General features: G+C 45.3%; 8 protein-coding genes, 1 tRNA gene and 3 rRNA genes. 9 read left to right on the top strand and 3 right to left on the bottom strand.

The annotated features are described in order from the left end of the window. Positions 1 to 103 precede the first annotated feature (103 nt). The 5 genes from C5Z26_RS05765 (at position 104) to C5Z26_RS05745 (ending at position 6244) form a co-directional block, all read left to right on the top strand. Positions 104 to 616 carry an ECF transporter S component gene (locus C5Z26_RS05765; protein ID WP_105449027.1) on the top strand — a complete coding sequence of 171 codons (513 nt, stop codon included), beginning with the start codon at positions 104 to 106 and terminating at the stop codon, positions 614 to 616. 573 nt (positions 617 to 1189) lie between these two features. Next, positions 1190 to 2763, top strand: a 16S ribosomal RNA gene (locus C5Z26_RS05760). 206 nt (positions 2764 to 2969) lie between these two features. After that, positions 2970 to 5890: ribosomal RNA gene (locus C5Z26_RS05755) — 23S ribosomal RNA — on the top strand. Positions 5891 to 5964: 74 nt separating this feature from the next. Further along, positions 5965 to 6081 (top strand): 5S ribosomal RNA (gene rrf, locus C5Z26_RS05750). Together the 16S, 23S and 5S rRNA genes with 1 tRNA gene alongside form the textbook arrangement of a ribosomal RNA operon. 90 nt (positions 6082 to 6171) lie before the next feature. Beyond that, positions 6172 to 6244 (top strand) — tRNA-Thr (locus C5Z26_RS05745). A 173-nt stretch (positions 6245 to 6417) separates the two neighbouring features. Here the strand turns inward: C5Z26_RS05745 and C5Z26_RS05740 are convergent. Together C5Z26_RS05740 and C5Z26_RS05735 are read right to left on the bottom strand one after the other, a co-directional pair. Next, positions 6418 to 6870 carry a MarR family winged helix-turn-helix transcriptional regulator gene (locus tag C5Z26_RS05740; RefSeq protein WP_234005736.1) on the bottom strand — a complete coding sequence of 151 codons (453 nt, stop codon included), beginning with the start codon at positions 6868 to 6870 and terminating at the stop codon, positions 6418 to 6420. Between the two features lie 219 nt (positions 6871 to 7089). After that, entirely contained in the window at positions 7090 to 8523 is a 1434-nt protein-coding gene (locus tag C5Z26_RS05735; RefSeq protein ID WP_105449026.1) for an amino acid permease, read from the bottom strand. Between the two features lie 239 nt (positions 8524 to 8762). Here C5Z26_RS05735 and C5Z26_RS05730 point away from each other — a divergent pair, with 239 nt between their 5' ends. Next, positions 8763 to 9503, top strand: coding sequence for a type I 3-dehydroquinate dehydratase (locus C5Z26_RS05730; RefSeq protein ID WP_105449025.1), 741 nt, complete (start codon positions 8763 to 8765; stop codon positions 9501 to 9503). A 12-nt stretch (positions 9504 to 9515) separates the two neighbouring features. Beyond that, a complete protein-coding gene (locus C5Z26_RS05725; protein ID WP_105449024.1) occupies positions 9516 to 9740 on the top strand; it encodes a hypothetical protein in 225 nt (74 codons plus the stop codon). Positions 9741 to 9749: 9 nt separating this feature from the next. On the opposite strand, the gene C5Z26_RS05720 is transcribed toward C5Z26_RS05725, so the two are convergent. Beyond that, the gene (locus C5Z26_RS05720) at positions 9750 to 10202 is read right to left on the bottom strand and encodes a flavodoxin (protein WP_105449023.1); all 453 of its coding nucleotides are present in this window, start codon (positions 10200 to 10202) and stop codon (positions 9750 to 9752) included. A 222-nt stretch (positions 10203 to 10424) separates the two neighbouring features. On the opposite strand from C5Z26_RS05720, the gene C5Z26_RS05715 reads away from it, so the two are divergent. Both C5Z26_RS05715 and C5Z26_RS05710 read left to right on the top strand, forming a co-directional pair. Continuing rightward, complete coding sequence (locus tag C5Z26_RS05715) at positions 10425 to 12059, top strand: hypothetical protein (RefSeq protein WP_105449022.1); 1635 nt, start codon at positions 10425 to 10427, stop codon at positions 12057 to 12059. Positions 12060 to 12135: 76 nt separating this feature from the next. Then, a complete protein-coding gene (locus C5Z26_RS05710) occupies positions 12136 to 13086 on the top strand; it encodes a phosphoglycerate dehydrogenase (RefSeq protein WP_105449021.1) in 951 nt (316 codons plus the stop codon). Positions 13087 to 13112 lie beyond the last annotated feature (26 nt).

Genomic DNA, 13112 nt, shown 5'->3' with positions numbered 1-13112 from the left:
GCACCCGTAGTAGCATTTTCAAATAATTGTAGTAAAATGAGAGCTAGATTAGAGAATACACATTGTTAGGTTAAGTACGGCTACTAGAGGGGATGGTTTAGAGATGTCAGGGAAGAAGCAAACTAAGTTTTCGACACGTTTAGTTGCAATGTTGGGCTTGCTGATTGCGGTAACAGTTGTCATTTCGATGTGGTTTATTATTCCAGTACCAATGACGCATGGTAACATCAACTTATGTGATGCTGGAATTTTCATTGCGGCCTTATTGTTCGGTCGTCGCGGCGGTGCAATTGTTGGCGGTGCCAGCGGGTTCTTATTAGACTTGTTGTCTGGTTATTCGCAATACATGCTATTTTCGCTCATCGTGCATGGGTTAGAGGGCTTTTTAGTTGGTCAGTTTGGGGCTGATCAATCCAAGGGGCGTCAATTCATGGCGATTGCGATTGGTGGTGTCGTCATGGTCATCGGGTATTTTATTTCCGATACTATTTTATATGCGTTGCCAACCGGTTTAGCCGGCGTGCCGACCAATGCGATTCAAGCGGTGGTTGGTGGTGCAATTGCCTATCCGATTGTGTTACGGCTTAAGGACCGCGTTAAAACGCAATTTAATTAAAGTCATCAGAGCGGGTCACGACTATCAGTTAAATGGTAGTCGTTTTTTATGTCTTTATATAGAAGCTTTAGCGATTAGTTGGTGAACGGCAGCGTGAAAAAAGGCGATGACGCTGGCCAATGTCATGAAAATAGATGACCATGTTGTCTGCTTTTTTCACCTTTTTGAAAAAAGAAGTAAAAAGTTGTTGACAGTTTCAGCTGTGGTTGGTATATTAGTACACGTTGCTGCTACGGCGACAAGGAATACAAAAAAATATTGAAATTAGTTGTTGACAACTGCTTCAGTAATTGATATGATTATTCCTGTTGTCACAACGGCAACAAACAGCTTGAGATTGTTAATTCTATTAAAAAAAGAAGTTGACAAAAAGAAATCAAGATGTTAAGATAATTAAGTTGCGTTGAGGTAATCAACCAACAAATTAGACCTTTGAAAACTGAACAAAGTTTCGACAAATCAAATGTGTAGGGTCTATCAATTCTTGAATTGGTAGCAAACATTTGCGAAGTCAATTCGTAAACAAACAATTTTTAAATCAAGTACTAAATGAGCTTTTTTAGAACTCATCATTAATTTGAGAGTTTGATCCTGGCTCAGGATGAACGCTGGCGGCGTGCCTAATACATGCAAGTCGAACGAACTCTGGCTATTGAATGACGGTGCTTGCACCTGAGTGATGTAGCATTTGAGTGAGTGGCGAACTGGTGAGTAACACGTGGGAAACCTGCCCAGAAGTGGGGGATAACACCTGGAAACAGATGCTAATACCGCATAACAACTCGGACCGCATGGTCTGAGTTTGAAAGATGGCTTCGGCTATCACTTTTGGATGGTCCCGCGGCGTATTAGCTAGATGGTGGGGTAACGGCTCACCATGGCAATGATACGTAGCCGACCTGAGAGGGTAATCGGCCACATTGGGACTGAGACACGGCCCAAACTCCTACGGGAGGCAGCAGTAGGGAATCTTCCACAATGGACGAAAGTCTGATGGAGCAACGCCGCGTGAGTGAAGAAGGGTTTCGGCTCGTAAAACTCTGTTGTTAAAGAAGAACATATCTGAGAGTAACTGTTCAGGTATTGACGGTATTTAACCAGAAAGCCACGGCTAACTACGTGCCAGCAGCCGCGGTAATACGTAGGTGGCAAGCGTTATCCGGATTTATTGGGCGTAAAGCGAGCGCAGGCGGTTTTTTAAGTCTGATGTGAAAGCCTTCGGCTCAACCGAAGAAGTGCATCGGAAACTGGGAAACTTGAGTGCAGAAGAGGACAGTGGAACTCCATGTGTAGCGGTGAAATGCGTAGATATATGGAAGAACACCAGTGGCGAAGGCGGCTGTCTGGTCTGTAACTGACGCTGAGGCTCGAAAGTATGGGTAGCAAACAGGATTAGATACCCTGGTAGTCCATACCGTAAACGATGAATGCTAAGTGTTGGAGGGTTTCCGCCCTTCAGTGCTGCAGCTAACGCATTAAGCATTCCGCCTGGGGAGTACGGTCGCAAGACTGAAACTCAAAGGAATTGACGGGGGCCCGCACAAGCGGTGGAGCATGTGGTTTAATTCGAAGCTACGCGAAGAACCTTACCAGGTCTTGACATACTATGCAAATCTAAGAGATTAGACGTTCCCTTCGGGGACATGGATACAGGTGGTGCATGGTTGTCGTCAGCTCGTGTCGTGAGATGTTGGGTTAAGTCCCGCAACGAGCGCAACCCTTATTATCAGTTGCCAGCATTAAGTTGGGCACTCTGGTGAGACTGCCGGTGACAAACCGGAGGAAGGTGGGGATGACGTCAAATCATCATGCCCCTTATGACCTGGGCTACACACGTGCTACAATGGATGGTACAACGAGTTGCGAACTCGCGAGAGCAAGCTAATCTCTTAAAGCCATTCTCAGTTCGGATTGTAGGCTGCAACTCGCCTACATGAAGTCGGAATCGCTAGTAATCGCGGATCAGCATGCCGCGGTGAATACGTTCCCGGGCCTTGTACACACCGCCCGTCACACCATGAGAGTTTGTAACACCCAAAGTCGGTGGGGTAACCTTCGGGAGCCAACCGCCTAAGGTGGGACAGATGATTAGGGTGAAGTCGTAACAAGGTAGCCGTAGGAGAACCTGCGGCTGGATCACCTCCTTTCTAAGGAATATTACGGAAACCTTACACATGATTGTTGAAACTTTGTTTAGTTTTGAGAGGTCTAACTCTCAAACTTGTTCTTTGAAAACTAGATAATATCAAATATAATTTTTCATAATTAAACCGAGAACACCGCGTTTTTTGAGTTTTTTAAAGAAGTTTTAAATCGCTAAACTCATTAATCGCATTTTCCGTTAGGAAAATGAGGTTAAGTTAACAAGGGCGCATGGTGAATGCCTTGGCACTAGGAGCCGATGAAGGACGGGACTAACACCGATATGCTTCGGGGAGCTGTACGTAAGCTATGATCCGGAGATTTCCGAATGGGGCAACCCAGCAGTTTTAATCAACTGTTACCGCTAGATGAATATATAGTCTAGTCGGAGGTAAACGCTGTGAACTGAAACATCTCATTAGCAGCAGGAATATAAAGAAATTTCGATTCCCTAAGTAGCGGCGAGCGAACGGGGAACAGCCCAAACCAGAGAGCTTGCTCTTTGGGGTTGTAGGACTGAACATTTGAGTTACCAAAACGTTTGATAGTCGAAGGATTTGGGAAAATCCGCCATAGATGGTGATAGCCCAGTAGATTAAATTAAACGTTCTCAGTTCAGGATCCTGAGTACGGCGGAACACGTGAAATTCCGTCGGAATCCGGGAGGACCATCTCCCAAGGCTAAATACTCCCTAGTGACCGATAGTGAACCAGTACCGTGAGGGAAAGGTGAAAAGCACCCCGGAAGGGGAGTGAAATAGTTCCTGAAACCATGTGCCTACAATAAGTCAGAGCGCGTTAATGCGTGATGGCGTGCCTTTTGTAGAATGAACCGGCGAGTTACGATCCCGTGCAAGGTTAAGACTTAAAAGTCGGAGCCGTAGCGAAAGCGAGTCTGAAATGGGCGTTTTTAGTACGAGGTTGTAGACCCGAAACCAGGTGACCTATCCATGTCCAGGTTGAAGGTGCGGTAAAACGCACTGGAGGACCGAACCCGTGTAAGTTGAAAATTGCTGGGATGAGGTGTGGATAGCGGTGAAATTCCAAACGAACTTGGAGATAGCTGGTTCTCTCCGAAATAGCTTTAGGGCTAGCCTCGGATGAAGGATCATGGAGGTAGAGCACTATTTGGACTAGGGGCCCGTCTTGGGTTACTGAATTCAGATAAACTCCGAATGCCATTGATTCATATCCGGGAGTCAGACGATGAGTGATAAGATCCACCGTCGAAAGGGGAACAGCCCAGATCACCAGTTAAGGTCCCTAAATGTATACTAAGTGGAAAAGGATGTGGAGTTGCACAGACAACTAGGATGTTGGCTCAGAAGCAGCCACCATTTAAAGAGTGCGTAATAGCTCACTAGTCGAGTGATTCTGCGCCGAAAATGTACCGGGGCTAAGTATACTACCGAAACTGTGGATGTGACCATTAGGTCACGTGATAGGAGAGCGTTCTAAGGGCGGTGAAGCAAGATCGTGAGGACTTGTGGAGCGCTTAGAAGTGAGAATGCCGGTATGAGTAGCGAAAGATGGGTGAGAATCCCATCCACCGAATGACTAAGGTTTCCTGGGGAAGGCTCGTCCTCCCAGGGTTAGTCGGGACCTAAGTCGAGGCCGAGAGGCGTAGACGATGGATAACAGATTGATATTTCTGTACTAGTTAAATGCGTTTGAACGATGGAGGGACGCAGTAGGCTAAGATGTGCATCCTGTTGGATTAGGATGTCCAAGCAACAAGTCTTTTGATGAGTCAAATGCTTATCAATTTAAGGACAAGTTGTGATGGGGAGCGAAATTTAGTAGCGAAGCGTCTGATGTCACACTGCCGAGAAAAGCTTCTAGTGAGTATTTAACTACCCGTACCGCAAACCAACACAGGTAGTCGAGGAGAGAATCCTAAGGTGAGCGAGTGAACTCTCGTTAAGGAACTCGGCAAAATGACCCCGTAACTTCGGGAGAAGGGGTGCTGATCGCAAGATCAGCCGCAGTGAATAGGCCCAGGCGACTGTTTATCAAAAACACAGGTCTCTGCAAAATCGTAAGATGACGTATAGGGGCTGACGCCTGCCCGGTGCTGGAAGGTTAAAAGGATGGGTTAGCTTCGGCGAAGCTCAGAATTGAAGCCCCAGTAAACGGCGGCCGTAACTATAACGGTCCTAAGGTAGCGAAATTCCTTGTCGGGTAAGTTCCGACCCGCACGAAAGGCGTAACGATCTGGGCACTGTCTCAACGAGAGACTCGGTGAAATTATATTGTCCGTGAAGATGCGGACTACCCGCGACAGGACGGAAAGACCCCATGGAGCTTTACTGTAGCTTGATATTGAGTGTTTGTACAGCTTGTACAGGATAGGTAGGAGCCATAGAAACCGGAACGCTAGTTTCGGTGGAGGCGTTGGTGGGATACTACCCTCGCTGTATGACCACTCTAACCCACACCACTTAGCGTGGTGGGAGACAGTGTCAGGTGGGCAGTTTGACTGGGGCGGTCGCCTCCTAAAGAGTAACGGAGGCGCCCAAAGGTTCCCTCAGAATGGTTGGAAATCATTCGCAGAGTGTAAAGGCACAAGGGAGCTTGACTGCGAGACAGACAGGTCGAGCAGGGACGAAAGTCGGGCTTAGTGATCCGGTGGTACCGTATGGAAGGGCCATCGCTCAACGGATAAAAGCTACCCTGGGGATAACAGGCTTATCTCCCCCAAGAGTCCACATCGACGGGGAGGTTTGGCACCTCGATGTCGGCTCATCGCATCCTGGGGCTGTAGTCGGTCCCAAGGGTTGGGCTGTTCGCCCATTAAAGCGGTACGCGAGCTGGGTTCAGAACGTCGTGAGACAGTTCGGTCCCTATCCGTCGCGGGCGTAGGAAATTTGAGAGGATCTGTCCTTAGTACGAGAGGACCGGGATGGACATACCTCTGGTGTACCAGTTGTGCCGCCAGGCGCATCGCTGGGTAGCTACGTATGGATGTGATAAACGCTGAAAGCATCTAAGTGTGAAACACACCTCGAGATGAGATTTCCCATTCCTTTATGGAAGTAAGACCCCTGAAAGATGATCAGGTAGATAGGTTAGAAGTGGCAGCACGGTGACGTGTGAAGCGGACTAATACTAATCGGTCGAGGACTTAACCAAGTAATTGGTGTTCCGGTAAGATGAAAAATACAATTTGATATTAGCTAGTTTTGAGAGCACAAGTTTCTCAATAGTGTGGCGACGATGGCAAGAAGGATACACCTGTTCCCATGTCGAACACAGAAGTTAAGCTTCTTAGCGCCGAGAGTAGTTGGGGGATCGCTCCCTGCGAGGGTAGGACGTTGCCATGCAAACGAAGGAATCGATTAATTCGGTTCCTTTTTTTATGCTTAGGATTACAATTGAATTTAAGCTTTGGTATACTATTCAAGAGGGATTTTGCCGTTTTAGCTCAGCAGGTAGAGCACTTCCATGGTAAGGAAGAGGTCGGCAGTTCAAATCTGCTAAACGGCTGTTAATGGCGCCATTGCCAACGAGACAATAAAATAAGCGGGTCTTAATCGTGACTTGTACGGTATCCTAGCCAGTAACATCAGGAAAGGATTACTGGCGGTGTTCACGATTGTGACTCGCTTATTTTTTTGAAAGTGTTAGCGTCAACGACAATGGGCAGTTAGCACGTTGTCCTAACGTTTGTGTTGTGGCTGAATAACTTCTTGATTAAAGTCGTGTAGGAGCGCCAGCATTGAAACAACGCGCTCAGCACCTAACCGATTGACCCAGACATCAAAGATATCTTGGAGATCATCAATCAGCTGCTGATCAATACGCTGGCCTTGTTCAGTTAGTAATAAAATCTTTTTACGACGGTCAGTTGGTTTAGCAACCTGATAAACATAGTTGTATTTCAATAGAATGCTAATTTGACGTGAAATGGCACTACGAGAGACGTGGTGGCTTTCCGCAATGTCCATGAGTAATAAGGGCGTTGTGCTAGTGCCTATTTCATGCATAATTAAAAAAGCGTCAAACGTGAGATGATAGCGATTGATTGGTTCAGCGATGTAGTCATCCATATAATTGAAGACGGTAGCATAATATTTTAGAAAATCATCTAGCATTTTAGGCGATCCGTTCATTCTGTATCCTCCCTATAGTCGAAGTCCTTGGTTAAGTAATTAATTGTATGAAATTAATTATAGCATTAGTCAATCTATATCTACATAAAGATAATAAACCTAAATCGAATTAAAGTATAAAAATTGAACTTTTAATCGTCTTTGACCACTATTGAGGAGTAATAAAGGGATAAAAAAAGGCTGAGCCAGTTAATGACTCAGTCTTTTGGGTGCTCGATATTAAGCAGTCCGATGACGACGGGCAATCATTGGGAGAATCATGCCTAAGGCGACAAAGATAATCGGAGTTGCAATGTTTAAGGATAATTGGAACCACCAGCTACTAGGATTGTCAGCTAGTGAGGTTGTCTTAGGCACCATCCCTAAGATACAAGCGAAGGCGGTGAATAAGAAGCACCAAGCCCCAACTAGCTTACCAACCATTGGATTCTTTAAGAACATGTAATCACTCTTAAACTCTTTTAAATGTTGATTTAATAAGATATAAGCTAAGAAGACCCAGAGGTAACGCATTGGCATGACGACGGAATTTAGGTTTAGTAACCAGTTATATAACTCATTCATATTACCAATCCCTAAAGCAGGAATGATAATTAAAATACTAACTAAAACACCAGTCATGATGTAGCCGTTTACCGGCACATCTTTCTTATTCATTTTACTTAATTTTTTCGGAATGAATTCAGGATCAGCGTCACCTAATAAAATCTTTAAAGGCGCATCAATTGAGAAGGCTAACGCCGAAACTTGAGCCAAGACATTGGCAATGGCATATAGAATCATAAAGAGATTGCCAACATGGTAGAAGGAACCAAGCCGTTGGAACGCGTAGTAAGCACCATTGGCCATCAAATCTGAAGGAATATGTTTAGCGTTGAAGAGAATCCCCATCGCAAATGATCCTAGTAGGGCACAAACGGCAACCATTCCAGCTAGCACTAACATGCCAAGTGGAAATTCGCGGCCTGGATTTTTAGTCTTATTAACGTATGGCGAAATTTTTTCGGAACCACCAACCGCAAAGACTAACATTGAGACAGTTGTGAAATAAGCAAAATCAAATTTCGGTAGATAAGACTTGAAAGATAACATGTCCGGTGTTTGAACTGTTGACTTAGTCATCAATGGTGCTGAGACCGCAAGAATAATGAACAAGATTGACATGATGAACATCCCAGTCCCAGCCACACTACCAATGCGTTTAAGGGTTGTTAAACCGAGGGAGGCAATCCAAAGGAAGAATAAGAATAGCACTAAACAAATACTTTGGACGACAATCGCCGGGGTGCTGTTAACAAAATTACCGTTTCCTCTGAATAACCAACTAAAGGCAATCAAAATCCCCTGTGGTTTTTGGGCCAAATAAGGAATGTGAACGATCCAATAGGTCCAAGCTGCGTAGTAAGCAAGGCGCTTAGTACTAGTTGCTCGAATCCAGGAGGACACCCCACCTTCGGCTTCTTTAAAAGTTGATCCTAATTGACCAACGATTAAGGTGTAGGGAACGAAGTAAATAATCATAATTAAAATCCAAGATGTGACGACCGATAAGCCTTGTAACGCAAAGTTATTAACTACGTTACCTAAGCCCCATACGGCCACGAATGCAATTAGTGCAATATTGGACCAGCGCAGTTGTTTCTCTGTTTTCATAGTTGGGCTCCTTTTTTAGTCTGAATACGACTAATTATATGATGGAAATGGAAGCGTTGACAACTTTATTTTTTTAATATTAAAAGTAGTTGATAATTTGATTTTAAAAATGAAGATTAGCTGTTAGCTTAGCGAAATTTTGCTATTATTAAGCGGGACGGTTGGACCTAAATGGAAAGTGTATAATAATTAGTGATAGAGCCATTTGAACTGACGATGGCGAAGGTGGGGTAAAGGGATTGAAGAATGTAGCGATTGGTAGTGTAGTGTTAGCGCCAGGCATGCCCAAGATTGGTGTGACACTGACGGGGGCAAAGCGGCAAACGTTATTGGGTCAAGCTGCGCAGGTCTTAAGTTCAGCAGCGCAAATCGTTGAATGGCGCTTAGATACCTATCAGGAATTAGATAATCGAGCTGAACTAATTAATACAGCGGTGCAGTTGCAGCAACTATTGGGTACAATTCCAGTAATTGCCACTTTACGAGGGTCGGCACTAACGCCGACTGCGTATTATCAGCTTTATCAGACTTTAGTTAATAACCGAGCAGTCGCGGCAATTGACGTTGAAAGCCGCTATTTGCAAGCGCCACAATTTGGGCCATTAGTTACCCAAATGCGGACACATCAGATTCGGTTGATTTTAAGTCAAACGATCACTGGTCCGCTACCATCACTAGCTGAACTAGTGGCTAGTTATCAGACCATGGCGGTGGCGGGTGCTGATGTCATTCGATTGGTGATCCAACCAACGCAGGCGCTCGATGTGGTGACCTTAATGGCAGCGACGACGCAAGCCAATCAACTCCTAGACGTGCCTTTAATTGCAACGGCTAGCGGTAGCTTAGGTCGTTATAGTGGCGTCTGTGGTCAATTGATGGGGTCAGCGGTTACTTTTGGACGCGTGGGTCATGTGGGTGAACATGGTCAATTATCAGTCAGTCAGTTAAAGCAAACTTTACAAACATTAGCGACCGTTTAAGGAGGGCAAACGATGAAATGGCAGTCAATCTGGCGACATACCAGTTATATTATTCAAACTTTAGCAATTTACTTCTTATTAATTCAAGGTCCCTATGACGTCTGGGGAGCTAAGCTCGGCTACCAGCTTGGCGAGTATCTAATTAATATTGTAGGCATTACTGGGTTATTCTTCTTAGTCGAAGTTGGTTATAACTATTTTCGACAACGGTTGTTAAAACGGCATAAAAAAAACTAGGCCAGTGGTCTAGTTTTTTTGTTGCGTTTGGACGAGCTGTTCAACAAAGGCGTCTAAATGAGTTAAATCTTCGCCCGCCGGTGCTAGATTGACGAAAACGTCAGCGGCGCCTTGAGTTGCCCCAGTTGACTTAAAGGCATGACTAAAGTCAGTGACAGCCCGGCAATAGTCGTCTTCATAAAAAGTATCTCCAGAACCCGCACAACCGTAGATTTTGCCAGTTAGGTCTAGGGCTTGCAGGTCATCGTAAAAATCAAGTCCTTCTTCAGGAAGTGCGCCCTCATCATAGGTGTAAGGTACAACTACGGCAATATCAACGGACTCAAATTCACTGGCATCGGCCTGTGAGATTTCTTCTTTCGTGACCGTGACGCCTAAGTTTTCGAACTTTTCAGTAATGACGTCGGCAACATCTTCATTGTTACCGGTAATCGTTGCAAAAATGACTTTAGCAGTTGCCATCGGAATCCCTCGCTTTCAAAATGTTAATAAGGCGATTATAACAGAATTTTAATCTAAAATTAAGTCACGGCTGGATTATTCTCAAAACCGTTGCGAGAGCGGTTTCTCGCAAGCTAATTCCATGCTATAATTTAATTATTAAACGGCGGTTGATTCCAATCAACACGTATTAATCAGAATTTTAATCATAAACTAAAAATGAAGCAAGCTAGGGGTAATTAAATGGCAAAGAAAGAAAATAAAGGTCGACTTGGGAAACGACTATGGAACTCAATTACAGAGCCACTACCAGATGATGATAGTCAGGCTAATGAACAAATTCCGTTGGCTTATGATTTAAAGGATAGTGCAGCGGCGAAATCTGCGACTGCCAAGTCGGCAGCAACTATTGATGTCGATCAAGCGCAGCCTGAAACTTCAACGGCGGCAGCGCCCGTCTCCAAATCAGTTATTGATCCTGACTTGGATCGGCAGCCACAATCAGCTACGGCCGTTGATGACACGACGCCAAGTTCAGCCACGACTACAGTGACGAGTGCTACGGCGCAACAACCGCAATCAACGGCAACTAGCGCAGCCACACCGCATGACCAACCAGTTATTTCGGTTCAAGCGATTGAAAAGGCGCGGACGAATAACGACGCCCAGCCTGAGTTGCCATTGTCACGTGAAGCGTTATATGGTGATCAACAGCCAAATGCCGGCAGTGCTGCCCCACGCACGGACCGCACGACTGATGATTCAGAAACGATGTCACGGATGGCCCGCCATGGTGAAACGCCAGTTAGTGCGGCGGCAACTAATGATGAAAATCCGCATTTGAAGAAGAAGGCCAAGCCTAACTCGAACAGGCCCCATCAAAAACCACAACGGCGGCGACGTAATCGGCGCTTGATGTTGTTAGGGGTCGTTATTTTAATTGTGGCCGCAGTGGGGTCTATGTATATGTGGACCAATGCTAAAACCATGCAATCGCAAGCTAAAAGTAATGCTGAAGCGCAGGTCAAAAAGATTTATACGGCTGATCAAAGTGATTTACGCGCCAGCGCATCAACGACGAAGTTGGCACAACTTCAAACAGCGATTGATGATCTGAAAGCGTCAAGTGAAAAAACTAGTCTGCAAAAGCAACATGATACGGCAGTTAAGATGTTAAAAGTGCGGACCACGTATCAAGGGTTGTATAATGAAGCTAAGCTCATTAAAGTTGGTGTTACGACAGCAACAATCACGACAGCTAACAATCAACTGAAGGCGACTGATTTAGCGACTAGTAAAGCTGATTTTACGACTAAGTATCAAGAGAAGTTATCAGCGACAGGCAAAACGGTCAAGGCAGTTCAAGGTTATCATCGCGATTTTAAAGCCTTGTATAATAAGAAAGATAAGTTAAAGGCTTCAGTTTCAACGAGTCGCGCTGATAAAGTTATGAAACACTTGAAAGCTTATCAGTCGAAAGCGCAATTAGCACGTAACGACTATGCACGGTTGAAGACTGATCGCAAGAAGTTAGCGAAGTCAGAAGCTGCCGCAGCCGCTGCTGAAAGCTCACGCCAAACATCGATTGCGAATGAAAGTAGTTCATCAAGTTATAGTGAACCATCCTCAAGCTCATCAAGTGAGGAATCAAGTTCAGAATCGTCAAGCTCATCAGATACGAGTTCGAGTTATTCGACGTATTCAAGTACCACGGATAACACCACGACGAGTGATAATGATACGGCGACGAGTTCTGCGGATAGCAGCAGTTACTACAGTGCTGACAGCAGTAGCAGCAATGCATCTAGCGATAATTCAAGTAGTAGTGATACCACTAGTACCACCACGGATGGCTATAGTTACTCAACCACTTATTAATTAAAGTTAAGTCAATTAGCGCAACGTCATTATCGACGTTGTGCTTTTCTAAAACTTAGAAATGGGGGCCTTAGAGATGCCAATTGCATTAATGGTACAAGCAACTAAAACAGCACAACTGGAACAGTTACAGCAGGCTTATCCGGCTTGGCAATTTAAAACAGTCACGACGTTAAAGCCAACCGAATATGCGCAAGTTGAAGTGATGTATGGCAATCATCCGATTTTGCAACAGTTATTGGCTCAAACACCAGTCCATTTGAAATTTTTACAGGTGATTTCAGCGGGGGTTGATTATTTACCACTCGCACAGCTAAAAGCGGCGGAGGTACTGGTTGCTAATACAAGTGGGATTCATGCGGATGCAATCAGTGAATCGGCGCTAGCAGCGATGCTCACGGTGGTCCGTGGCTATCACGCTGCTTGGCAAAATCAAATTGGCGCACACCAGTGGGACTTACCAACAACGACGAGTACGCTGACGGGACAACAGCTGTTGATTTATGGGACCGGTCAGATTGGTCAGTCTTTAGCGGTTAAAGCAGCTGCTTTAGGGCTACAAGTTGTTGGGGTCAATACAACTGGGCATCCTGCACCGCATTTCGCACAAACGGTCGCATTGCCGGCTACGGCGGCGGTTTTAGCAACGGCTAACTTTATTGTTAACGCCCTGCCATTAACGCCAACGACAGCCCACTTTTTTAATGCCCAGTGGTTTCAACAATTAGGCCAGCACCCAATGTTCATTAACATTGGTCGTGGCCCATCCGTGGTTACGGCGGATTTAATGGCTGCGTTAGACCAGCAGCAATTGAGTTGGGCGGCCTTAGACGTGACTGATCCAGAACCATTACCAGCGGCCCATCCATTGTGGCAACGCCCCGATGTTTTGATTACGCCACATATTTCAGGCCAGATTGCACATTTTAGGGCAGTCGTTTTTCCAATCTTTAAAGCTAATTTTGATCAATTCAACGCTCAAGGCACGTTGTGTCGTAATCAAGTTGATTTAGCACGTGGTTATTAGTCGAAAGCTGGCCCTTAATTTTCAAC

Origin of the sequence: Lactobacillus sp. CBA3606 (assembly GCF_002970935.1) — a bacterium.
Taxonomy (GTDB): Bacteria; Bacillota; Bacilli; order Lactobacillales; family Lactobacillaceae; genus Lactiplantibacillus.
Note: the sequence above shows the minus strand (reverse complement) of the source record. Positions and strands in the feature narration are given on the sequence as shown.

Coding starts and splice junctions, on each gene's coding strand:
- C5Z26_RS05765 (WP_105449027.1), top strand. CDS start 104: ATGTCAGGGAAGAAGCAAACTAAGTTTTCGACACGTTTAGTTGCAATG.
- C5Z26_RS05740 (WP_234005736.1), bottom strand. CDS start 6,870: ATGAACGGATCGCCTAAAATGCTAGATGATTTTCTAAAATATTATGCT.
- C5Z26_RS05735 (WP_105449026.1), bottom strand. CDS start 8,523: ATGAAAACAGAGAAACAACTGCGCTGGTCCAATATTGCACTAATTGCA.
- C5Z26_RS05725 (WP_105449024.1), top strand. CDS start 9,516: ATGAAATGGCAGTCAATCTGGCGACATACCAGTTATATTATTCAAACT.
- C5Z26_RS05720 (WP_105449023.1), bottom strand. CDS start 10,202: ATGGCAACTGCTAAAGTCATTTTTGCAACGATTACCGGTAACAATGAA.
- C5Z26_RS05715 (WP_105449022.1), top strand. CDS start 10,425: ATGGCAAAGAAAGAAAATAAAGGTCGACTTGGGAAACGACTATGGAAC.
- C5Z26_RS05710 (WP_105449021.1), top strand. CDS start 12,136: ATGCCAATTGCATTAATGGTACAAGCAACTAAAACAGCACAACTGGAA.